The 21,372-nt window shown below is 63.8% G+C and carries 17 protein-coding genes and 1 pseudogene; 11 read left to right on the plus strand and 7 right to left on the minus strand.

Features of this window, described 5'->3' with window-relative positions; translation table 11 throughout:
* Nucleotides 1-36 precede the first annotated feature (36 nt).
* The 5 genes from AC0L3A_RS15710 to AC0L3A_RS15730 all read left to right on the plus strand — a co-directional run bounded on the left by AC0L3A_RS15710 (nt 37) and on the right by AC0L3A_RS15730 (nt 5,454).
* Complete coding sequence (locus AC0L3A_RS15710) at nt 37-1,146, plus strand: S-(hydroxymethyl)glutathione dehydrogenase/class III alcohol dehydrogenase (RefSeq protein WP_007601365.1); 1,110 nt, start codon at nt 37-39, stop codon at nt 1,144-1,146.
* 33 nt (nt 1,147-1,179) lie between these two features.
* On the plus strand, nt 1,180-1,743 hold the full coding sequence (gfa, locus tag AC0L3A_RS15715) for an S-(hydroxymethyl)glutathione synthase (RefSeq protein ID WP_007601364.1): 564 nt from the start codon (nt 1,180-1,182) through the stop codon (nt 1,741-1,743).
* A 626-nt stretch (nt 1,744-2,369) separates the two neighbouring features.
* Nucleotides 2,370-2,822 (plus strand): (2Fe-2S)-binding protein, encoded by a 453-nt coding sequence (locus tag AC0L3A_RS15720; RefSeq protein ID WP_007601363.1) that lies wholly within the window; start codon nt 2,370-2,372, stop codon nt 2,820-2,822.
* 1 nt (nt 2,823) lies between these two features.
* Complete coding sequence (locus tag AC0L3A_RS15725; protein WP_007601362.1) at nt 2,824-5,136, plus strand: xanthine dehydrogenase family protein molybdopterin-binding subunit; 2,313 nt, start codon at nt 2,824-2,826, stop codon at nt 5,134-5,136.
* A gap of 57 nt (nt 5,137-5,193) precedes the next feature.
* Nucleotides 5,194-5,454, plus strand: coding sequence for a hypothetical protein (locus tag AC0L3A_RS15730; protein ID WP_007601361.1), 261 nt, complete (start codon nt 5,194-5,196; stop codon nt 5,452-5,454).
* A gap of 308 nt (nt 5,455-5,762) precedes the next feature.
* Here AC0L3A_RS15730 and AC0L3A_RS15735 read toward each other — a convergent pair whose 3' ends face one another.
* The 5 genes from AC0L3A_RS15735 to AC0L3A_RS15755 form a co-directional block, all read right to left on the minus strand.
* Complete coding sequence (locus tag AC0L3A_RS15735) at nt 5,763-7,502, minus strand: methanol/ethanol family PQQ-dependent dehydrogenase (RefSeq protein WP_007601360.1); 1,740 nt, start codon at nt 7,500-7,502, stop codon at nt 5,763-5,765.
* Between the two features lie 116 nt (nt 7,503-7,618).
* A complete protein-coding gene (locus AC0L3A_RS15740; protein ID WP_007601359.1) occupies nt 7,619-8,272 on the minus strand; it encodes a QcrA and Rieske domain-containing protein in 654 nt (217 codons plus the stop codon).
* A gap of 264 nt (nt 8,273-8,536) precedes the next feature.
* On the minus strand, nt 8,537-9,001 hold the full coding sequence (locus AC0L3A_RS15745; RefSeq protein ID WP_007601358.1) for a group III truncated hemoglobin: 465 nt from the start codon (nt 8,999-9,001) through the stop codon (nt 8,537-8,539).
* Nucleotides 9,002-9,138: 137 nt separating this feature from the next.
* Nucleotides 9,139-9,990, minus strand: a complete 852-nt coding sequence (locus AC0L3A_RS15750) for a 3-hydroxybutyryl-CoA dehydrogenase (protein WP_007601357.1) — start codon at nt 9,988-9,990, stop codon at nt 9,139-9,141.
* A gap of 261 nt (nt 9,991-10,251) precedes the next feature.
* Nucleotides 10,252-11,730: an FAD-binding oxidoreductase gene (locus AC0L3A_RS15755; protein ID WP_473254718.1), complete on the minus strand. Its 1,479-nt coding sequence runs from the start codon at nt 11,728-11,730 to the stop codon at nt 10,252-10,254.
* A 221-nt stretch (nt 11,731-11,951) separates the two neighbouring features.
* Between AC0L3A_RS15755 and hisC the strand changes: the two genes are divergently transcribed.
* Together hisC and AC0L3A_RS15765 are read left to right on the plus strand one after the other, a co-directional pair.
* Entirely contained in the window at nt 11,952-13,004 is a 1,053-nt protein-coding gene (gene hisC / locus AC0L3A_RS15760) for a histidinol-phosphate transaminase (protein ID WP_473254719.1), read from the plus strand.
* A gap of 224 nt (nt 13,005-13,228) precedes the next feature.
* Complete coding sequence (locus AC0L3A_RS15765) at nt 13,229-13,927, plus strand: ABC transporter permease (RefSeq protein ID WP_473254720.1); 699 nt, start codon at nt 13,229-13,231, stop codon at nt 13,925-13,927.
* Here AC0L3A_RS15765 and AC0L3A_RS15770 read toward each other — a convergent pair.
* The gene (locus tag AC0L3A_RS15770; protein WP_473254721.1) at nt 13,901-14,710 is read right to left on the minus strand and encodes an ABC transporter substrate-binding protein; all 810 of its coding nucleotides are present in this window, start codon (nt 14,708-14,710) and stop codon (nt 13,901-13,903) included. The two genes, AC0L3A_RS15765 and AC0L3A_RS15770, sit on opposite strands and share 27 nt — an antisense overlap.
* Before the next feature lie 173 nt (nt 14,711-14,883).
* Between AC0L3A_RS15770 and AC0L3A_RS15775 the strand changes: the two genes are divergently transcribed.
* A complete protein-coding gene (locus AC0L3A_RS15775; protein ID WP_007601345.1) occupies nt 14,884-15,156 on the plus strand; it encodes a hypothetical protein in 273 nt (90 codons plus the stop codon).
* A gap of 292 nt (nt 15,157-15,448) precedes the next feature.
* The gene (locus AC0L3A_RS15780; protein ID WP_473254722.1) at nt 15,449-16,543 is read left to right on the plus strand and encodes a hypothetical protein; all 1,095 of its coding nucleotides are present in this window, start codon (nt 15,449-15,451) and stop codon (nt 16,541-16,543) included.
* Between the two features lie 17 nt (nt 16,544-16,560).
* Here the strand turns inward: AC0L3A_RS15780 and AC0L3A_RS15785 are convergent, their stop codons facing one another.
* Nucleotides 16,561-17,877, minus strand: a complete 1,317-nt coding sequence (locus AC0L3A_RS15785) for an alpha/beta hydrolase (protein WP_473254723.1) — start codon at nt 17,875-17,877, stop codon at nt 16,561-16,563.
* Nucleotides 17,878-18,158: 281 nt separating this feature from the next.
* Here AC0L3A_RS15785 and blaBJP point away from each other — a divergent pair.
* Both blaBJP and AC0L3A_RS15795 read left to right on the plus strand, forming a co-directional pair.
* A pseudogene (gene blaBJP, locus AC0L3A_RS15790) lies at nt 18,159-19,037 on the plus strand (BJP family subclass B3 metallo-beta-lactamase); the annotation flags it as partial.
* Nucleotides 19,038-19,362: 325 nt separating this feature from the next.
* Entirely contained in the window at nt 19,363-21,369 is a 2,007-nt protein-coding gene (locus AC0L3A_RS15795; RefSeq protein ID WP_473254724.1) for a putative bifunctional diguanylate cyclase/phosphodiesterase, read from the plus strand.
* The last annotated feature ends 3 nt before the right edge of the window (nt 21,370-21,372 follow it).

A 21,372-nucleotide genomic window follows, 5' to 3' on the forward strand; every position in this document is an offset into this window, starting at 1 on the left:
GTTCTTGGCGCCCTGCTGGAATTTGAGGAGCTTAAGATGAAGACACGTGCCGCCGTCGCTTTCGAAGCCAAGAAGCCGCTCGAGATCGTCGAAGTCGATCTGGAAGGACCGAAGGTCGGCGAAGTCCTGGTCGAGGTCAAGGCGACGGGCATCTGCCATACCGACGCCTACACGCTCGACGGCTTCGACAGCGAGGGAATTTTCCCGTCGATCCTGGGGCATGAGGGCGCGGGCATCATCCGCGAGATCGGTCCTGGCGTGACCTCGGTGAAGCCGGGCGACCATGTCATCCCGCTCTACACGCCGGAATGCCGGCAATGCAAAAGCTGCCTTAGCCAGAAGACCAATCTCTGCACCGCGATCCGCGCGACGCAGGGCAAAGGCGTGATGCCCGACGGTACCAGCCGCTTCTCCTACAAGGGCAAGCCGATCTACCACTATATGGGCTGCTCGACCTTCTCGAACTTCACCGTGCTGCCGGAGATCGCGGTCGCCAAGATCCGCGAGGACGCGCCGTTCGACAAGAGCTGCTACATCGGCTGCGGCGTCACCACCGGCGTCGGCGCCGTCGTCAACACCGCCAAGGTCGAGCCGGGCTCCAACGTTGTCGTGTTCGGGCTCGGCGGCATCGGCCTGAACGTGATCCAGGGCGCCAAGATGGCTGGCGCGGACAAGATCATCGGCGTCGACATCAACGACTCCAAGGAGGAATGGGGACGCCGGTTCGGCATGACCGATTTCGTCAATCCCAAGAAGATCACCGGCGACATCGTCCCACATCTCGTGACCCTGACCGACGGCGGCGCCGACTACACCTTCGACTGCACCGGCAACACCACGGTGATGCGCCAGGCGCTGGAGGCCTGCCATCGTGGCTGGGGCACCTCGATCATCATCGGCGTTGCCGAATCCGGCAAGGAGATCGCTACCCGCCCGTTCCAGCTCGTCACCGGGCGAAACTGGCGCGGCACCGCCTTCGGCGGCGCGCGGGGCCGCACCGACGTGCCGAAGATCGTCGACTGGTACATGAACGGAAAGATCCAGATCGACCCGATGATTACCCACACGCTCAAGCTCGAAGACATCAACAAAGGCTTCGACCTGATGCATGAGGGTAAATCGATCCGTTCAGTCGTCGTGTTCTAGCTCGAAAAGCGTCACCCCAAGGAGGATCGACCCATGACTGTTGCACTCCATCCCTCGATCGATAACGGCATCAAACAGGGCAGCGGCAGCTTCGCCGGCGGCACGCTCGTATGCAAATGCAGCGACCATCAGGTCAAGGTCGCCGTCAAGGGCGACGTCGCGCATAACCATGCCTGTGGCTGCACCAAGTGCTGGAAACCGCAGGGCGCGAATTTCTCCGTCGTCGCCGTGGTACCCCGCCAGAACGTCACCGTGCTCGAGAACGGCGACAAGCTCCAGATCGTCGATCCATCGGCGGCGATCCAGCGCTACGCCTGCAAGGCCTGCGGCACGCATATGTACGGCCGCATCGAGAACAAGAGTCACCCGTTCTACGGCCTCGACTTCATCCACCCCGAACTGTTCCAGGAGCAGGGTTCGCAGGCGCCGCAATTCGCCGCCTTCGTCTCGTCGGTGATCGAATCGGGCGTGAAGCCGGAGCAGATGGGCGGAATACGGGCTCGGTTCAAGGAGCTTGGACTTGAGCCCTATGACTGCCTGTCGCCGGCGCTGATGGACGCGATCGCGACCCACGTCGCGAAGGCCAAGGCCGCCTGAGCAAAGGCCGCCTGACGTTTGCCGCGCCCCATTCGCTCGCTGGTTCCACCACACCCAGCGAGCGGACGGAGCCGGCCGGGACGATCGCGGCGATGCCGCCGCTTCTCGACTGCACCTGTGTGGGGGCCGTCAGCTCCCTCAGTCCTGGTCTCTGAATGACTGCGCAGGGCCACCACTTCCCGCTTGAAGTGCGCGGCGCTTGCGTTTCTCCCTCCCTCGACTGAGGCATCCTGCTTCGTCCGCACAGGTGTTCTGGCGGACGAAGCTTTTTTTTGTTGTCCCCATATCGAGATGCGCGCGGCGAGATGCGGCGCCCTGCTTTTGACAAACCTTCGTTGCAATCTTTTCCCATCGAGAACAGCTGACTAGAGAACACTCGGCTGTGAATGCTAGACCGAAGCGATCCTTGCTAAGATCGCGACGTGACGATGCCGCGCGAATTCAATAATCAAGAACACGACGGGAGGTATCGAACACATCCGGACATGACATTGGCATTCCTGAGTCCTGCCGGGATCTGCCCGCGCGGGATGACCGCTGGAATGCGACGCCGCGCAGCGGACATTGCACCGACCGGCATCTGGAAAATCTGAAATCAACAAGCTTATGAAGAGCGAGGGACGATCATGATCAAGGTGAAGATCAACGGCCAGGAACAGAGCTGGGACGGCGACCCGGATCTCCCGCTACTCTGGTTCCTGCGCGACGAGGCCGGTCTGACCGGCACCAAGTTCGGCTGTGGCCAGGCCCTGTGCGGCGCCTGCACTGTCATCGTCGACAAGGAAGCCGTGCGCGCCTGCATCACGTCGATCAACGACGTCGCCGGCCGCGAGATCACGACGATCGAGGGACTGCATCCGAACGGTGATCACCCGGTGCAGAAGGCCTGGCGCCAAGTCAACGTTCCCCAATGCGGCTTCTGCCAGGCGGGCCAGATCATGCAGGCGGCTGCGCTGCTGATGGACAACCCAAAGCCGTCGCACGACCAGATCCGCGAAGCGATGTCCGGCAACATCTGCCGCTGCGGCTGCTACCAGCGCATCGAGAATGCGGTCCATCTCGCATCGACGGGAGTGTGACATGAATTTCATCGACAACCCGAAGAAGCTTCGTGGCTTCGAGAAGAACATCAAGGTCGAGAAGGTTTCGCGCCGCAGCATCCTGAAGGGGCTCGGCATCACAGGCGGCTTCGTGCTCGCGGCGCCCGTGATGTCGCGCCAGGCGTTCGCCTACGAGACCGGCGCCGGCAAGATGCCGCACGGCGTCGTGGTCGATCCGCGCGTATTCGTCGCGGTCGCACCCGACGGCACCGTCACCATCCTTGCTCACCGCGCCGAGATGGGCACAGGCGTGCGCACCAGCCTGCCGCTGATCGTGGCCGAGGAGATGGAAGCCGACTGGGCCAGGGTCAAGGTGGAGCAGGCCCATGGCGACGAGGTCAAGTTCGGCAACCAGGACACCGATGGCTCGCGCAGCACGCGGCATTATTTGATGCCGATGCGCCAGATCGGTGCCTCCGCCCGCACCATGCTGGAGCAAGCCGCCGCGAAACGCTGGGGTGTGCCGGCAACCGAGGTCAAGGCCGTCAATCACGAGGTCGTCCACAGCGCAACGAGCCGCAAGCTTGGCTTCGGCGAGCTCGCAGCCGATGCCGCCAAGGAACCGGTGCCGAGCATCGAAGGGCTCAAGCTGAAGGACCCCAAGGACTTCCGCTATCTCGGCAAGGGCCAGATCGGCATCGTCGATCTCCACGACATTACCACCGGCAAGGCGCGTTACGGCGCCGACGTGCGGCTGCCTGGCATGAAGTATGCCGTGATCGCGCGCCCGCCAGTGACCGGCGGCAAGCTGGTCTCGTTCGATCCGGACGCGGCGTTGAAGGTCCCCGGTGTCGAGAAGGTGATGCAGGTGCGCGGCTGGCCGTGGCCGTCGAAATTCCAGCCGCTCGGCGGCGTTGCCGTGATCGCGCGCAACACCGGTGCGGCGATCAAGGGCCGCGACGCGCTGAAGCTGACCTGGGACGACGGCGCCAACGGCAAATACGATTCCGTCGCCTACCGCAAGGAGCTCGAGGAGGCCTCGCGCAAGCCGGGTCTTGTGGTGCGCCAGGAAGGCGACGCCGAGGCTGCTCTGAAGGGCGCCGACAAGGTCGTCGTCGGCGAATATTATCTGCCGCATCTTGCCCATGTCAGCATGGAGCCGCCGGTGGCGGTCGCCGACGTCAAGGGCGACAAGGCGGAGATCTGGGCGCCGGTGCAGAGCCCGGGCGGCACGCGCGAGGACGTTGCGAAGACGCTCGGCATTCCCGAGGGCAATGTCACCGTCAACGTCACGCTGCTCGGCGGCGGCTTCGGCCGCAAGTCGAAATGCGACTTTGCGCTCGAGGCCGCGCTGCTGTCGAAGGAGCTCGGCGTCCCGGTCAAGGTGCAGTGGACGCGCGAGGACGACGTCCACCACGATTTCCTGCACACGGTCTCCGTGGAACGGATCGAGGCGGGGCTCGACAAAAGCGGCAAGGTGATCGCGTGGCGCCATCGCAGCGTGGCCCCGAGCATCGGCTCGACGTTTGCGGCAGATGCAAAGCACCAGGCGCCTTTCGAGCTCGGCATGGGCCTCGTCGACATGCCCTTCGAGATCGCCAACATCTCCTGCGAGAACCCGGAGGCCGCGGCGTTCACCCGCATCGGCTGGTTCCGCTCGGTCTCGAACATCCCGCGCGCCTTCGCGGTCCAGTCGATGGTGGGCGAGATCGCCCATGCAACCGGCCGCGACCAGAAGGAGACGCTGCTCGCGCTGATCGGCAGCCCGCGCATCGTCAAGCCTGCTGTGAAGGACATGTGGAACTACGGCGAACCGATGGATAGCTATCCGATCGACACCGCGCGCCTGCGCAAGGTGGTCGAGCTGGTCGCCGAGAAGGGCGAATGGGGCCGTCAGGTGCCGAAGGGCCATGGCCTCGGCATCGCAGTGCACCGCAGCTTCGTCAGCTATATCGCGACCATCGTCGAGGTGGCCGTCGACGACAAGGGCAAGCTGACCGTGCCGCGGGTGGACACCGCCATCGACTGCGGCACCTATGTCAACCCCGAGCGCATCGCCTCCCAGATCGAGGGCGCGGCGATCATGGGGCTCAGTCTGGCCAAATACGGCGAGATCACCTTCAAGGACGGCAAGGTGCAGCAGAAGAACTTCGACGACTTCCAGGTCCTCAGGATCGACGAATCCCCTGCTGTGACCAACGTCTACATCGTGCCGCCAGGATCCGACACGCCGCCGAGCGGCGTGGGCGAGCCCGGCGTCCCGCCATTCGCGCCGGCGCTGATGAACGCCATCTTCGCCGCGACCGGAAAGCGCATCCGCAGCCTTCCGCTCGGCAAGCAATTGGAAGCATAAAGGCGGGAACACAAGGCGGCCTCGCGCCGTTTGCATCGATCTGACAGGAGCAGATCGATGACCCATACCTCAAAGGCGCTCGCAGTCTCGTTGCTGTCGAGCGCCTTGCTTTTGACGGCCACTGGCGCATACGCCCAGAGCAACACCACACCGCCGACCACCGCGACGCGCCCCAGCACGCCGGACCAGAACTCACTGCCCAACGCCAATGCCACGCCGCCCTCGACCAGCCAGACCACCGGGCAGCACAATCCCGATCCCAAGGTTCGCGAGATGAACCAGAAGGCAAAGGACAAGGTCGAGCGCGAGGGGAAGTAGCGATCTCGCGCATCGGCGTTTTGACGCCGTGATTGTCGGATCTACTTCTTCGCCGAAGCGCAGCGATATGCCTTCTCCCCTTGCGGGAGAGGGCAGCGACGCCGGTTGCCACGACCCCGCTTGGGTGAGGGGTATGCCTGCGTGAGTCTCGCACATTGTGATGCGCGGATAGAACCCCTCATCCGGCGCTTCGCGCCACCTTCTGCCGCAAAGGGAGAAGGGAGGACGCCGACGCAAAATGCGGCGGACGTTGCCGTCCGCCGCATTTGCCCCCTGACACTCCGCTTCTTTCGATCCGCCAGCGGAGCTTACTTCTTCAGCGCGAACACCCAGATCACGCCGCCCTGCGGCACGTTGGCTTCGATGCCGATGTTGTTGGTCACGAGTGCATCCTGGATGCGCTGCGCATCCACGCCCCATCCCGACTGGATCGCGATGTATTGCGTGCCGTCGATCTCATAGGACACCGGCATGCCCATGATGCCGGAGTTGGTCTTCTGCTCCCAGAGCAGCTCGCCACTCTTGGCGTTGAAGGCGCGGAAGTTGCGGTCGTTGGTACCACCCACGAAGACGAGATCGCCTGCGGTCGCCGTCACCGATCCGAACAGCTGCGACTTGGGGAAGTTGTGCTGCCACACCTTCTTGCCCGTGGCGGGATCCCAAGCCTGGAGCTCGCCGAAATGATCGGCACCCGGCTTCGTCTTCAGGCCGATGTCCTCCGGCTTGGTGCCGAGCCAGAGCTCGCCGGGCTTGAGCGGAACCTTCTCGCCGGTGAACCCACCGCAGAAATTCTCGTTGGCGGGCACGTAGACGAGGCCGGTCTTCTGGCTGTAGGCCGCCGACGGCCAATCCTTGCCGCCCCACAGCGATGGACAGAACTCCACGCGCTTGCCGACCACGGGCTTGTGCGCGGGATCGACGATCGGCCTGCCGCTCTCGGCGTCGATGCCCTTCCAGACGTCAGTGGAGACGAACGGCCAGCCGGCGACGTAGTTGATTTTGGTCGGCGTGCGCTCGAGTATCCAGAAGATCGCATCGCGTCCCGGATGGACCAGGCTCTTGATGTTGCGGCCGTCGCGTTGCAGGTCGATCAACATCGGCGCTTCGACTTCGTCCCAGTCCCAGGAATCGTTCTGGTGATACTGGTGATGGGTCTTGATCTTGCCGGTGTTCGGATCGAGCGCGAGCACCGAGGAGGTATAGAGATTGTCGCCGGGATGCATCTCGCCGGGCCACGGCGCGGCGTTGCCGACGCCCCAATAGATCGTCTTGGTGTCCTTGTCGTAATTACCGGTCATCCAGGCCGAGCCGCCGCCGTTCTTCCAGTCCTCGCCCTGCCAGGTGTCGTGGCCGGGTTCGCCTTCGCCCGGGATGGTATAGGTCCGCCACAGCTCCTTGCCGTCCTTGGCATCGTAGGCGGCGACATAGCCGCGCACGCCGAACTCGCCGCCGGAGCCGCCCACGATGACCTTGCCGTCGACGATCAGCGGCATCAGGGTCATGTACTGGCCCTTCTTGTAGTCCTGCACCTTGGTGTCCCACACCACCTTGCCGGTCTTGGCATCGAGCGCGACGACATGGTCGTCTGTGGTGGCGAGATAGAGCTTGTCCTCCCATAGGCCGACGCCGCGGCTGGTCGGATGCAACTGGAATAGGTCGTCGGGAAGCTGCCGCTTGTAGCGCCAATATTCGTCGCCCGTTTTGGCGTTCAGCGCGATCACCTGCCCCATCGGGGTCGCAACGAACATCACGCCGTTGTTGACGATCGGCGGCGCCTCGTGACCTTCGACCACGCCGGTCGCGAAGGTCCAGACCGGGGTGAGGTTCTTTACATTCGAGGTGTTGATCTGGTCGAGCGGGCTGTAGCCCTGCCCGTCATAGGTCCGCCGGTAGAGCATCCAATTGGCGGGCTCCGGGTTTTCCAACCGCTGCGCGGTGACCGGCGCGTAGTTCTCGATCGGGCCTGATACGGCGGCGGTCGAGGCAAGAGTCGATGCAAGACACGTGAAGGTGACGAAGCCGGACAGTAACCACTGCTTCCTGGTCATGGCGTTCCCCTTTTTCATCCGTTTTGAATTCTTGTTTTGAATTCTTGTCGTTCGTCCCGTCGTCCACCCATCGGCGGATGCGGTCTCTCATGACGCGGGCACAACCCGCACGCCCATCATCCCGGCTGCGCGCCACCTACCTTTCCGACGAAGTTTCCGGCGACGCTGAGCGAGCCGTCAGCCAGCGCCAGCGGCAGCGCAGCGAGCCGTCGCGGCGCCGGCCCGAACACGACCTGCGCGCCCGCGCGAGGATCGTATTCGGAGTTGTGGCACATGCATTTGAGCACTTCCTTGTCGCCGACATCGCTCTTCACCCACGCCGTGACAGGACAGCCGGCATGCGAGCAGATTGCCGAATAGGCGAGGATGCCGTCGACGGCGCGCGCTTTTGTCTGCTCGTCGAGCTCGGCGGGGTCGAGGCGGATGATCAAGATCTCGTTGAGGCGCGAGGCGCTGCGCACGACCGATGTCTTTGGATCTTTCGGCCAGGCATGCACCGGCGGTCCGCCGGCCGACAGAGCGGCCGCGGTGACGGGCTTTCCCTCCTGATCGCCTTCGGCGAAGACGAGCAGATCGCCCTTCTGAGGCCGCTCGTCGGAGCCGGGCGCATCCTCGCCCGCGTGGACCTGCGTGGAACAGGCGAAGCACGCCGTGGTGGCCAGCGCACTCTTCAAGAGTGCCCGCCGGGTTTGCTCCGTGCAAGCGTCAGCTTCGGATTCCGCTGTGTTGTCGGAGGATGAAGAGGATGGGTTGAACGATGCACTCGACATGTTCACAAGCAGGCGCTGGAACTCTGCCGAAAAAAAGGCAAAGATTTTTTCCCGCAGTGCATCACACGGTTATGCTCGCACTGATTGAACGCGAACACGCGCATTTGCGCGCATTTTTCTAATTGCAACGTCACGCTACGCGACCGGCATGATGATTTTGCAGATCAGATCAATGCTGCCGGTATTGGTGCAATGCGCCGACGCTCGGCGCGATCGTAGCGCCATCAATGCGGCTGCGCATTTCTCAGGCAGGCATTCTGTATTCTAGGAGCGGAGCACGTGACGCGGCGCAGCGATGCGTCCGGCCAAGGTCGCCGACGCCATCTCGAAACTGTCGGCGATGCGGCGCGCCCTGTCGATGAACAGCGCGGCTGCCTGCGGCGGGCAGACCTCGCGCGCGGTCTGTTCAAACAAATCGAGCCAGCGGTCGAAATGATCCCCGACCAGGTTCAGTGGCATATGCGCCCGCATCGGCGAACCATGGTAGCGGCCGCTCATCAGCACGACCGACGACCAGAAATCCCGGAGCTTGGCCAGATGCTCGTCCCAATTCTGCACGATCGCGAACACCGGCCCCAGCAGCGCATCCTCGCGGACGCGGCCATAGAAACGGGTCACGAGTTCCCCGATCATCTCTTCGGTGATCCCCGTGCGCTCGATCGCGTCCTGGGTCAGCAAATTCCGCCGCGCGGCCGCAGCCTCGCGCTCGGCCTTCAGTCGATCCGACATGTCCCTTGTTATCCGTTCCGTTGTTCCCGCAGGACGCCCGTTCGACATTGTCAGGCCGATTGCGCGCGGCGTCTTTGTCGCAGCGCAAATCGCGGGGGCCGGCGGCGAGCACTCAACGCCCGCCGCCTGCGCCATTGTCAGGCGCCGTAGGTGTAAAAGCCCTGCCCCGTCTTGCGGCCGAGATGGCCGGCGTCGACCATTTCCTTGAGCAGGGGAGCTGGACGGTATTTGGGGTCGTTGAAGCCTTTATAAAAGACCTCCATCACCGACAACATGGTGTCGAGCCCGACGAGATCGGCGAGCGCCAGCGGCCCGATCGGATGGTTGCAGCCGAGCTTCATGCCGGCATCGATCTCTTCCGCCGTCGCAATCCCCTCCTGCAGCGCGAAGATCGCCTCGTTGATCATCGGGCACAGGATGCGGTTGACGGCAAAGCCCGGGCTGTTCTTGGCCGTGATCGCCACCTTGCCGACGCGCTTGGCGAAATCGAGCGCCTTGGCGTGGGTGTCGTCGGAAGTCTGCAAGCCGCGGATGAGCTCCAGCAGCGCCATGACCGGAACCGGATTGAAGAAGTGCATGCCGATGAAGCGGTCGGGGCGGTCGGTCGCGGCGGCGAGCTTCGTGATCGAGATCGACGAGGTGTTCGTGGCGAGCAGCGTGCGCGGCGACAGCGTCGCACAGAGATCCTTCAGGATCTTGAGCTTGAGTTCCTCGTTCTCGGTCGCGGCCTCGATGACGAGATCGCAATCGACGAGCTTGGCGCGATCGGTGGTGCCGGTGATGCGCTTGAGCGTGGCGTCGCGATCGCCCGCCGACATCTTCTCCTTCTTGACCAGGCGCTCGAGGCTGCCGCCGACCGTCGAAATCCCGCGGTTCACCGCCGCATCGGAAATATCGACCATCACGACCGAAAGCCCGGCCGCGGCACAAATCTGCGCGATGCCGTTCCCCATGGTCCCTGCCCCGATGATGCCAACGGTTTGGATCATTGCCTCAAATCCTTTATCCTTACGGACGTGCCCTACCGGCCCCGCCCCATTGTTCCTGCATCAGGGTCTAGCACCGCCCCCGGGCGGGTGCGACCTGATCTTGTCCCTTCATTAAAGCATCCAAGGCGGGAATAAAGCCGCCTTTCGGTCGCGAAACGGCGTGATTTGGTGCCCCGGCCCGTTTGGCCCGGCCGATCTGCGGCATCCCGTCCCCGGAGGGCGCGAGGGTGCGGGGAGCACCGGGCTCGAGGTGGACGCGCCTCAACCGAGACGAAGCACCTTGCCCGGATTCATGATGTTCTTGGGATCGAGCGCCCGCTTGATCGTGCGCATGATGTCGAGCTCGATCCGGGAGCGATAGTGCTGGAGCTCGTCGAGCTTCTCGATGCCGATGCCATGTTCCGCCGAGATCGAGCCGCCCATGGAGGTAACGAGGTCGTTGACGGCCCGTGTGATTGCTGCGGAATACTGGGACAGCGTATCGCGGTCCATGCCCTTCGGACCCATGAAGGAGAAGTGCACATTGCCGTCTCCGATATGGCCGAGCGGATAGGGGCGGATCGGCGGCAGGATTGCGAGCACGGCCTCGAGACCGCTGTCGATAAACTCGGGAATCCTTGAGACCGCGACCGAGACGTCGTAGCTCAAGCCCGGACCTTCGGTGCGCGATGCCTCGGCCACGCTCTCGCGAATTCGCCACATGTTGCGCGACTGCGTTTCGGTTTGCGCGATCACCGCATCCAGCACCCGGCCCGCCTCGAGCTGGTCGGCCAGGAACTGCTCCATCCTGTCCGACATGCCCGTGCCACCGTCCTGCCGTGGCCGGGCCGACGACCATTCGAGAAGGAGATACCATTCGGTCTCAGCCTTGAGAGGATCCTGGGTACCGGGAATGTGCCGCAGCACCATGTCGGTGCACGCACGGCTGATGAGCTCACAGGAGCCGACATTGTCATCGGAAGCAGCATGCGCCTCCGACAGAAGGTCGATAGCAGACTTGGGATCGCGAATCGCGAGCCATGCCGTGCACACGTCTTTCGGCGCCGGCCAGAGTTTCAGCACCGCCTTGGTGATGATGCCGAGCGTCCCTTCGGCGCCCATGAACAGATGCTTGAGGTCATAGCCGGTGTTGTCCTTCTTGAGCGCACGCAGGCCGTCCCAGATATCGCCATTAGCCAGCACGACCTCCAGACCCAACACCAGATTTCGCGCATTGCCATAACGCAGCACCTGCACGCCGCCGGCATTGGTCGACAGATTGCCTCCGATCATGCACGAGCCCTGAGCACCGAGGCTGAGCGGAAAGAGCCGGTCGTGGCGCGCGGCTGTGTCCTGAAGCGTCTCGAGGATGCAGCCTGCCTCCACAATCATGGCATAGCCGACGGGATCGATATTCAACACCTGGTTCATGCGACCGAGCGACAGCACGATGCCGCGGTGCATGGGCCACGGCGTAGCGCCGCCCATCAGGCCGGTGTTGCCACCTTGCGGAACGATGGCAATGCCGTTGTCGTAGCAGAGCTTGACGACAGCGGAGACTTCCGTGGTGCTGGCCGGACGCACGACCGCCGCCGCCTGCCCCGCCAACTCGCCGCGCCAGTCGGTCACGAAGGGCAGCTTGTCCTGCTCGTCCAGGATCAGGCCTTTGTCGCCGACGATGGCCCGCAAGCGGTCGAGAACGGCTGAGGTCACTGGCGCGGTCGGAATCGAGGGAGCGGTGGGAAGGGCTGCACCCGGCATGTGTTCCTCTCTTTTCGGCCGTTCCGCGCCTGGGGCGCGTCAGCCTTCGTTCTTGTTTTCATTCTGGGCGGTGGTGCGATGACCCTAGCATAGGGGGCGCGCTTGGGAACGTCTCCGGCAGTAAGCCTCGTGCGGATTTGCCTGGGATTGCTGAATGCAGGCGCACTTCCGCGGAGCTCCCGTATACCCTACTGTGCCCGATCACATTCGGATTGGAGATCATGAGCCGTTTCTGGAGTCCGGTCGTCCACACGCTTTCGCCCTACGTCCCCGGCGAGCAGCCCAAGCAGGACGGCATCGTTAAGCTCAATACCAACGAGAATCCCTACCCGCCCTCGCCGCGCGTGCTGGCGGCGATCGCAGCGGCCGTGGAGCGGCTGCGCCTTTATCCCGATCCGCGCGCAACGCGCCTGCGTGAGGCGATCGCGGCCCATTGCGATGTGGCGCCCGAGCAAGTGTTCGTCGGCAACGGCTCCGACGAGGTTCTGGCCCACACCTTCCAGGCGCTTCTGAAGCACGAACCACCGCTTCTATTCCCCGACGTCACCTACAGCTTCTACCCTGTTTATTGCGGCCTCTATGGAATAACGCATGACGAGGTGCCGCTCGATGCTGCGATGAGGATCGATATCTCCGACTACAGGCGGCCATCGAGTGCCATCCTCCTCTGCAATCCGAACGCTCCTACCGGCATTGCCCTTCAGCGCGACGCAATCGCATCGCTGCTCGCCGAACAGCCGGACCGGCTGGTGGTGGTGGACGAGGCCTATGTCGATTTCGGCGCCGAGAGCGCCGTGCCGCTGGTTGCACGCCACGACAATCTGCTGGTCATCCAGACCTTCTCGAAGTCGCGCTCGCTCGCTGGCCTGCGGGTTGGTTTTGCCATCGGCCAACGACCGCTGATCGAAGCGCTGGAACGCGTGAAGGACAGCTTCAACTCCTATCCCGTCGATTGCCTCGCGATCGCCGGCGCCGCCGCCGCCATCGAGGACGACGGCTGGTTCCGAGACACCCGTGCCCGTATCATCGCGAGCCGCGAAACCTTGGCCCGCGACCTCAGACAACTCGGCTTCGAGGTGTTGCCGTCGCTCGCCAACTTCGTCTTCGCGCGCCATCGAAGCCGGAGCGGAGCAGATCTCGCGGCAGCGCTTCGCCAGCGTGGCGTTCTGGTCCGGCATTTCGGCAAGCCACGCATCGAGAACTTCCTGCGCATCACGGTCGGAACGGAGGCAGAGTGTGCCCGGCTTATTGAAGTGCTGCGCGGCTTGATCTGAGCCCCGACGGTCCCCGCATCGGGCAAAGTCAAAACGATGAGGCCGAACGCCACCTCGTGCCATGCTGCGCAAGGCTTTGATTTCCGGTCCAATTCGGGTTACCAAACCGCTCCGCCGCCTGCTTTGCAGGACGATCCCCTCAGGGAAATAAACGTGAATCACCTCCGCAGTCCCGAAATCGGCGCACGCGAGACATCGCGGCGGGCGCCGAAGCTCAGGCACGGATGAACGACTTCGCGCGATCCATCGGCGCCGCATTCACGCTGATCGGCGGAGCCGACGCAGAGCTTCTGGGCATCGTCGGACTGTCGGTGCGCGTCAGCCTGACCGCCAGCATTGTCGCGCTTCTGATCGGGGCACCGTTCGGGGCGCTGCTTGCGATCACCCGGTTCCGCGGGCGGCAGGTCATCATCGTCCTCACCAATGCCTTGCTTGGTCTTCCGCCGGTCGTGGTCGGGCTCGCGCTTTATCTTCTGCTGTCGCGCTCCGGCCCGCTCGGTGCGGCCGGCCTGTTATTCACGCCGGCGGCCATGGTGGTCGCGCAGACGCTGCTCGCCACACCGATCGTGGTCGCGCTGGTGCACCGGCCGGCGAGCCTGCTGTGGGCGGAGTATGGCGACTTGGCGCGGATCGACGGGCTGTCGACGTTGCGCAGCATCGGCTTGCTGTTCGCGCTGGGCCGGACCTCGCTGCTGACGGCCTTTCTAGCAGCCTTCGGGCGCGCGATCGCGGAGGTTGGCGCCATCCTCATCGTCGGCGGCAACATCCGCGGTTTCACGCGCACGATGACGACGGCGATCGCGCTGGAGACCAGCAAGGGCGACCTGCCGCTGGCGCTCGGGCTCGGGCTGATCCTGCTCGCACTCAGCGTCGCAGTGTCGACCGTCGCCTTCCTTCTAGTGGGACGCATTGGGGAAAAATAGCTGCTCGCCCCCGACCTTGTAGCCGGCGATGGCCTCCTGCCCCCCAGGAGAGATCAGCCAGTCGATGAAGGCCTGCCCGTCCTGCGCCTTCACGTTCGCATGCTTGGCCGGATTGACCAGCATGACGCCGTACTGGTTGAACAGCCGCTTGTCGCCTTCCGTCAGGACGGTAAGCTCGCCGCGGTTCTTGAATGACAACCAGGTGCCGCGGTCAGACAGCAGATAGGCATTGGACGACGACGCCATGTTCAGTGCCGGGCCCATGCCCTGACCGATCTCGCGATACCAGCCGTCCTTGGCGGCACCGAGGTCGATGCCTGCCTCCTTCCACAGCCGTAGCTCGGCCGCGTGCGTGCCGGACTTGTCGCCGCGCGAGATGAACGGCGCCTTCGCGGCGGCGATCTTGCGCACCGCATCGGCCACGTCCTTGCCGCCGGCGATCTTCGCGGGATCGCTCTTCGGCCCGACAATGACGAAGTCGTTGTACATGACATCAAAGCGCTTCACGCCCTCCCCTTCGGACATGAACTTGTCCTCGGCGGGCCTGTCATGGACGAACACGACGTCTGCATCGCCGCGCCGCCCGATGTCGAGCGCCTGGCCCGTACCGACGGCAACGACCTTCACGTCGATGCCCGCGGCCTTCGAGAACAGCGGCAGCAAGTAACCGAACAGCCCCGACTGTTCCGTCGACGTCGTCGAGGCCACGGTGATGGCGCGCTCCTGCGCGACTGCGATCGTGGACCAGAGCAGAATCGCTCCGAGAGTCATTATCTTTTTCATGCCTCGTCCTTACACCAGATGCCCGATGTTCCAAACTCTACCGTCGATAGAGCCGTACAGGGAACCTCGACAAGCACCGCAACGTGCTTGGTCATGATCCTCGCGACGCTTCCCTGTGAGGAACGTCCGCTCCGCGCGCAAGTTGTCCTCAAGTCAACCCAGGAGGAAACCAGATGAAGAAGATCATTTTGGCATCCGCATGCATCATGGCGCTGGCGACCGGCGGCGCCTTTGCGCAGACACAACCCGCCCCAGGCGCATCCGGCCATGGCGACGTCGGCCCTTCGTCGCGGGGCCCCGCGACCAAGGGCATGACGACCGGCGCGTCGTCGAACATGCAGAACGAGGCCGCCGACAGCAAGGGCAAGCAGACTCCGTCGGCCGGCGGCAGCAACACGAACAACATGGGCAGCCAGGCCGGCGGCGGCGCGGGCTCCGGAAAGTAGGCTTGCATCGATCGGAAGTCCGGAGAGGGGCGATCGTCCCCTCTCCAAGAGTCTTCGTGCCGCCAAAGCTCGCCGATGTCATACGCGAAGGTCTTGGTGTCGAACGAAGCGTGTTGGCGGGGCTGCAGCTTGACTACAGTCACGCCGGCTAACTCGCAGCCGCGCGCTCTAAAGGCTTGGATGTTCTGCAATTGGTCCCACCTACATTGACATCAGTGTGACAGCCGGGGATTTTTACATTGCTGGCGAATCAGCGATGGCCTCAAGCCGAGTACCTCTTGGACAACTCCCAGTGCTTTCGAGACTGATATCGTTGCTGCGCCGCATCCCCGCGGTGAAATGGGCGTTGACCCGGCTTCGGCCTGCGCCGCACGGCGGCAGCATCGCGGTCGCGCCTGATACCGCAGACGCCTCATCCGCCATTGTTGCTGACATTGCAGTAGCCGCGGAGGTTCTCGACACCAGCATCGGCGTGGATACGTCGCACTGCGACGCCGCGGTCGCGGCTTCGGCCGAAGACGACAGCGCCAGCCCTGTCATCGCGGAGAGCCCGTCGGAAGCGCCAGCCGATATCAGCGGCAGCGACGAATCCTCCCGGGAGACGGCGGCGGACGTCGAGCCGGTCGTCGTGGAGGAAGCGTCGGTCGCGACCATCGAGGTCGTGCGCGAGCCGGTCGACGTCCCCGAACTCATCACCAACAGCGATGCATCTCCCGAGCTTGCGGCCGTTGAGCCCGTTGTCGCGGAGGAGGCCTCGTCCGCCGATGCCGCGGTCGAGGTCGTCCCGGTTGATGCCCGCGCTCTCGCCGTCAACGACGAGCATTCCGCTACCGTCGACGTGGATACTCGCTCAACTCTCGACGATGCGTGTGTGGCGCTTGCCGATCGCGAAATCTCGGCGGAGCATGTCGCTGAGGATAGCATCGACAGCGATCCCTCCCCCAGCGCCGCGAAAGTCGCCGACGAGACGCCCAGCGTCGTCACGGATGTTGCGCCGGAGCCGGCCCTCGAGGCTCCCGCTCCGGAGATCACTGGCGCGCCGAAGATCCGTGCAAAGATCGCAGAACCAGCCGACCGCGCCACGCTGATCCGGCAGCGTTGGGCGGAGACCGGGATCAGGATGTGGAATCCGCGCCTTCACGGCGCCGGTGATGCCACACTGAACATCCAGGGCAGTGTCGGGCTGCTGCCGCCCGCGCCCGGCGAGACGATGCCGCGCTACGACAAGCTGGAATTCCGGATGCTCGGTGGACAGATCGTTTGCGAAGGCGTCATTGTCGAAGCACCCGCGCATGCAAGCCAGCGCAGTTTTACGCGGCTCGCCGAGCCGGGGAAACCCGATCGGGTCCGCGAACCAATGCGGGAACGCCAGGCCGCTCTCGCCTGACCCTTTATTCCCTGCGCTCAGGGGATCGGATAGCCCTTCCAGACCCACTCCAGCGCCGACGGCAGCGTCTGCGCGATGGTGGGACGGTCGACGTGCTTGGCGTTGCGCACGAACAGAAACTGATAGTGGTAGCCCTTCTCCGCCAGCACCTTGGCCATCAGCGCGTTGGAGAGGGTCCAGTCGTGCATGCCGTCGGGAATGGTGGGGTTCGGATAGAACAGGTCCTGGTCGCCGCCGAAGAACCAGAAGCGGATCGGCTTGGCCGGCGCAGCGACGATCAGCGGCACGCCGGGCGGCTCGGCCGGCGTGAGCACGCCAGCCTTGGAAATGAGATTGGGTGTGGCCGCCCCCGTCCATGCGCTGTGATATTCCCAGGCGCCGCCGCGCAGCGACGGGTCGTGCGGCCATTGCTGGTTGACCATAGTCGGCGAGAACGCCAGCACGCGGTGATAGAGATCGGGATAGAACCACGCCATGGTGAAGGCTGCCACGCCGCTCGAACTCAGCCCCATGGTCGCACGCCCATCGGGATTTCTGGTCAGCTTGACGTCGGCGTTCTTTTCGACCAACGGCAGCACTTCACGCTCGACGAACTGCGCGTAGGTACCTGACACCGCGTCATATTCGCGGCCGCGCTGACTGCCCTGCGCGTCCTGCCCGCCATTGCCGATCTGGATCGCGATCATCGGCGGCACGCGGCGCTGCGCGATCAGATTGTCGAGCGTAGTGGCGAGATCCTTGTAGGCGTTCGAGCCGCCGTCGCCGACCACGATGAACGGCGCCTCGGTGCCGCGCACATATTGCGCCGGCACATAGAGGTCGATGGTGCGCGACCAGACGCCGGGATGGCTGGTGGTGACGATCATGTGCGACTTGTCCTCCGGCGCCGTGACGGTCGTCATGATCGAGGAGTTGGTGCAGCCGGCGACGTCGTCGCGGATCAGGCCGGGATTGTAGATGGTGCTCTCCTTCGACGGCAGCGTGAAGGATTTTGTCGTCCCGCGCGGCACACCCTCCCTCGCGATCGTCTCCGGCGCAGGATTGTGGGTGGGGCCGATGATAAAATTGCCCTCGGCACCCGGTGGCGGCAGCGTTCCGTCAGGAAGCTCGGTCGCGCGCGGGTAATTGGGATTGGATGGATCGCGCGTCGGAGGCGCCGTCTTGAAATCGAGACCCGTCGTATCGATAAAGAACGGGCCCGCCTTGTCGGTGCTGTTGGCCCCAGGCGGCATCACCATGTTCTGGGTGACGCAGGCCGGCTGCGAGAAGGCAATCGAAGTGAAGGAGACGAGGAAAATCAGCGTCCCCGCAAGGACGGAGAATGATTTGGTCATTTCAGCTCCCGATGCCGACGAGTCTTTCTGGCTCGCCTTGTCGCAAAGTATGACGAGCCGCCTGCGCGCGGTCAAACTCCAGCCGGCCGCGTTGCAGATATGGCCGCCATGCTCAAAACGGGCAGGCACGGGTATTCCGCGCATGCCACGACATTTTTCAGACATGTGGCCGTTGCTGCCGCACCTCGCACGACGTAGCTTGCCGGCCGGCCGCGCGAAGGCCGCGCCCGATCAAGACGACAAGAACAATCTGCAAGAACAATCTGGGAGACAAACTATGAAAGCTCACGGCCGCGCTCTGTGCATTGGCGTTCCTCGCAACCGGCGCGCAGGCGCAGACCGTCAAGGATTTCATTGCGGCGGTCACCAAGAAATGGACCACGCCGTTCGAGCCGTTCCAGCTCATCGGCAACATCTACTATGTCGGCACCGACGGCATCGCCGTCTACATCATCAAGACCTCACAGGGCCTGATCCTGATGGATACGGCGCTTCCGGAATCCACCGGCATGATCAAGGACAACATTGCCAAGCTCGGTCTCAAGGTCTCCGACATCAAGATCATCCTCAATACGCACGCGCATTTCGACCACACCGGCGGCTTCGCCGAGATCAAGAAGGAGACCGGTGCACAGCTCGTGGCCGGTGAACGCGACAAGCCGCTGCTGGAGGGCGGCTATTATCCTGGCGACGAGAAGAACGAGGATCTCGCCTTCCCCACAGTGAAGGTCGATCGCGCCGTGAAGGAAGGCGACAAGGTCACGCTCGGCGACACCACGTTGACGGCGCATGCGACTCCTGGCCACTCGCCGGGCTGCACGAGCTGGGAAATGACCGTCAAGGACGGCAATCAGGACCGCAAGGTGCTGTTCTTCTGTAGCGGCACGGTGGCATTGAACCGGCTGGTCGGCCAGCCGACCCATGCCGGAATCGTCGACGACTACCGTGCGACCTACGCCAAGGTGAAGGCGATGAAGATCGACGTGCTGCTCGGGCCGCATCCGGAGGTCTATGGCATGCAGGCCAAGCGCGCCGAAATGAAGGACGGCGCACCGAACCCGTTCGTCAAGCCGGGTGAGCTCGCAGCCTACGCCACAACCCTGTCGGAGGATTTCGACAAGCAGCTCGCCAAGCAGACCGCCGCGCTCGAGAAGAAATAGCGGTCATCCGGGCATCCGCACACCTTTCCTCGACAAAGAGAGGTGTGCGAGCAGATCGCCTCCCACCATTGGCGATGCGACAGAATGCTGCGCCGACACCGATGGTTAGCAGAGCGTCACCAACGTTTTTGCGGTCTTTTGCAATCGATACGCTCGTTTTCGCCGCCACATATCGTTAACCCGGCCTCACCAATGCAGGCGGCCGGAAAACTCCCGGTAGCGTACAACCTTCGCCGGCTTTCCTGCGAGACCCGCCTAACGCGACCTTTACCCTCGCCGTGCAACATCCCCAGCGTTTTGAAGGGGATCCGGGGCTCGTATTGCAATGCCTGTCACCAATTTGAAGTCTCATCTCGCCGCCGCGTTGCAGCTGTTTCGCGTGCCCGCTGACCACGACCTCACGCGCGCGCAATTCGACGCCTTCTCCAAGCAGATCCCGTTGCTCTATTTCATCCTCATGAGCAACACGATCGCTGTCGCCTATACCTATGTGAGCGTGGCGCCGGACTGGTTGACGCTCATCGTGCCATCCGTGCTGACCGCGCTCGCGGCGCTTCGCACCTTCTGGTGGCTGCGCCAACGGCACCTCGTGCGCACCGATGCCGACATCCTACGCAATCTGCGCGCCACCAACTGGATGACATTGCCGATCGGCGCGGGCTTCACAGTCTGGTCCTTCGCGCTCTACCCTTACGGCGACCCCTTCGCCAAGAGCCAGGTTGCCTTTTACATGGCGGTGACCGTGATCGGCTGCATCTTCTCGCTGATGCATCTGCGCTCGGCGGCACTGATCGTGACGCTGGTCGTCGACGTGCCCTATGTGCTGTTCTTCTGGGCCACCGGCGAGCCGACGCTGAAGGCGATCGCCGTCAACAATCTGCTCGTGTCGGGGGCGATGGTGACGGTGCTGTTCATCTACTATCGCGACTTCGCCGATCTCGTCGCGAGCCGCAAATCGCTGCTGGCGCAGCAGGCGGCGACCCAAGCCCTCTCGGACGAGAACTTCCGCCTCGCCAACCTCGATTCCCTGACCGAACTGCCGAACCGCCGCCGCTTCTTCGCCGAGCTGTCGAGCGCGTTCACCGATGCCGAGCGCAGGAACGTTCGCGTCGCGGTCGGGATCATCGACCTCGATGGCTTCAAGCCGATCAACGACAATTACGGCCATTCGGTCGGCGACCGCGTTCTGATCGAGGCGGGCCGGCGCATCCGCGAAGTCTGCGAGGGCTTCGGCCCGCAGCGGGTGGAATTCGCCAGGCTCGGCGGCGACGAGTTCGGCCTCGTCGTGTGCGGCGACCCTGACGATGCGGATCTGATGCGGCTCGGCGAACGCGTTGGTGACCAGGTCAAGCTGCCCTACCAGCTCGACACCGCCCATACCGGGCTGTCCTGCTCGATCGGCTTCGCGCTATTCCCGCAATCGGCAACGACGGCGGAAGCGCTCTATGAATGCGCCGACTATTCACTTTATCACGCCAAGCGCCATCTGCGCGGCCGCACCGTGATCTTCTCGGGCGAGCTCGAGGCCGAGATCCGCAGCCGCGGCGTCATCGAGAATTTGCTGCGCACCGCCGATTTCAGCACCGAGATGGACTTGGTGTTCCAGCCGATCGTGGACGCCATGAGCGAGCACACCGCCGGCTTCGAGGTTCTGGCGCGCTGGCGCAGCTCCCGCCTCGGCCTGGTTTCGCCGGCCGACTTCATTCCCGCCGCCGAGCGCATCGGCCTGATCCGGCCGCTGACGCAGGCGCTGCTGGTGCGCGCGCTCGCGACGGCCAGGACCTGGCCCGACCACATCCGCCTGTCGTTCAACCTGTCCGCGCACGACATCTGCTCGCCCGAGGGCATCCTGCCGCTGATCACTATCGTCGAGAAGAGCGGGCTGTCGCCGCGCCGGATCGATTTCGAGATCACCGAGACCGCCGTCACCTTCGATTTCGTACGCGCACAACAGTCGATCGCGGCATTGAAGGCGATGGGCTGCGGCATTTCGCTGGACGATTTCGGCACCGGCTATTCCTCGCTGAGCCACGTGCACTGGCTGCCGCTCGACAAGATCAAGATCGACCGCAGCTTCATCGCCGACGTCAACGACAACCCAGTGAGCCACAAGATCATCAAGTCTCTCACGGGCCTCTGTGACGACATGGAGATCGCCTGCGTCGCCGAGGGCGTAGAGACCCGCGCTCAGCTCGACACCCTGCGCCGGCTGGGATGCGACTTCATCCAGGGCTACTACTTCGCAAAGCCCATGCACGGCGACGCGATCGACGAGTATCTCGCAAAGGAACGCCAGCGCCTCGGCGGCGCCGGAGCCAGGGTCGTGGCCTGAGTC

Source organism: Bradyrhizobium sp. MI1.3 (assembly GCF_055811695.1).

What these genes read in the sequence shown, in the direction of transcription:
- AC0L3A_RS15740 (WP_007601359.1), bottom strand. Translation starts at nt 8,272, where the DNA reads ATGTCGAGTGCATCGTTCAACCCATCCTCTTCATCCTCCGACAACACA.
- AC0L3A_RS15755 (WP_473254718.1), bottom strand. Translation starts at nt 11,730, where the DNA reads ATGCCGGGTGCAGCCCTTCCCACCGCTCCCTCGATTCCGACCGCGCCA.
- gfa (WP_007601364.1), top strand. Translation starts at nt 1,180, where the DNA reads ATGACTGTTGCACTCCATCCCTCGATCGATAACGGCATCAAACAGGGC.
- AC0L3A_RS15735 (WP_007601360.1), bottom strand. Translation starts at nt 7,502, where the DNA reads ATGACCAGGAAGCAGTGGTTACTGTCCGGCTTCGTCACCTTCACGTGT.
- AC0L3A_RS15720 (WP_007601363.1), top strand. Translation starts at nt 2,370, where the DNA reads ATGATCAAGGTGAAGATCAACGGCCAGGAACAGAGCTGGGACGGCGAC.
- AC0L3A_RS15745 (WP_007601358.1), bottom strand. Translation starts at nt 9,001, where the DNA reads ATGTCGGATCGACTGAAGGCCGAGCGCGAGGCTGCGGCCGCGCGGCGG.
- AC0L3A_RS15765 (WP_473254720.1), top strand. Translation starts at nt 13,229, where the DNA reads ATGAACGACTTCGCGCGATCCATCGGCGCCGCATTCACGCTGATCGGC.
- AC0L3A_RS15785 (WP_473254723.1), bottom strand. Translation starts at nt 17,877, where the DNA reads ATGACCAAATCATTCTCCGTCCTTGCGGGGACGCTGATTTTCCTCGTC.
- AC0L3A_RS15750 (WP_007601357.1), bottom strand. Translation starts at nt 9,990, where the DNA reads ATGATCCAAACCGTTGGCATCATCGGGGCAGGGACCATGGGGAACGGC.
- AC0L3A_RS15730 (WP_007601361.1), top strand. Translation starts at nt 5,194, where the DNA reads ATGACCCATACCTCAAAGGCGCTCGCAGTCTCGTTGCTGTCGAGCGCC.
- AC0L3A_RS15725 (WP_007601362.1), top strand. Translation starts at nt 2,824, where the DNA reads ATGAATTTCATCGACAACCCGAAGAAGCTTCGTGGCTTCGAGAAGAAC.
- AC0L3A_RS15770 (WP_473254721.1), bottom strand. Translation starts at nt 14,710, where the DNA reads ATGAAAAAGATAATGACTCTCGGAGCGATTCTGCTCTGGTCCACGATC.
- AC0L3A_RS15710 (WP_007601365.1), top strand. Translation starts at nt 37, where the DNA reads ATGAAGACACGTGCCGCCGTCGCTTTCGAAGCCAAGAAGCCGCTCGAG.
- AC0L3A_RS15795 (WP_473254724.1), top strand. Translation starts at nt 19,363, where the DNA reads ATGCCTGTCACCAATTTGAAGTCTCATCTCGCCGCCGCGTTGCAGCTG.
- hisC (WP_473254719.1), top strand. Translation starts at nt 11,952, where the DNA reads ATGAGCCGTTTCTGGAGTCCGGTCGTCCACACGCTTTCGCCCTACGTC.
- AC0L3A_RS15775 (WP_007601345.1), top strand. Translation starts at nt 14,884, where the DNA reads ATGAAGAAGATCATTTTGGCATCCGCATGCATCATGGCGCTGGCGACC.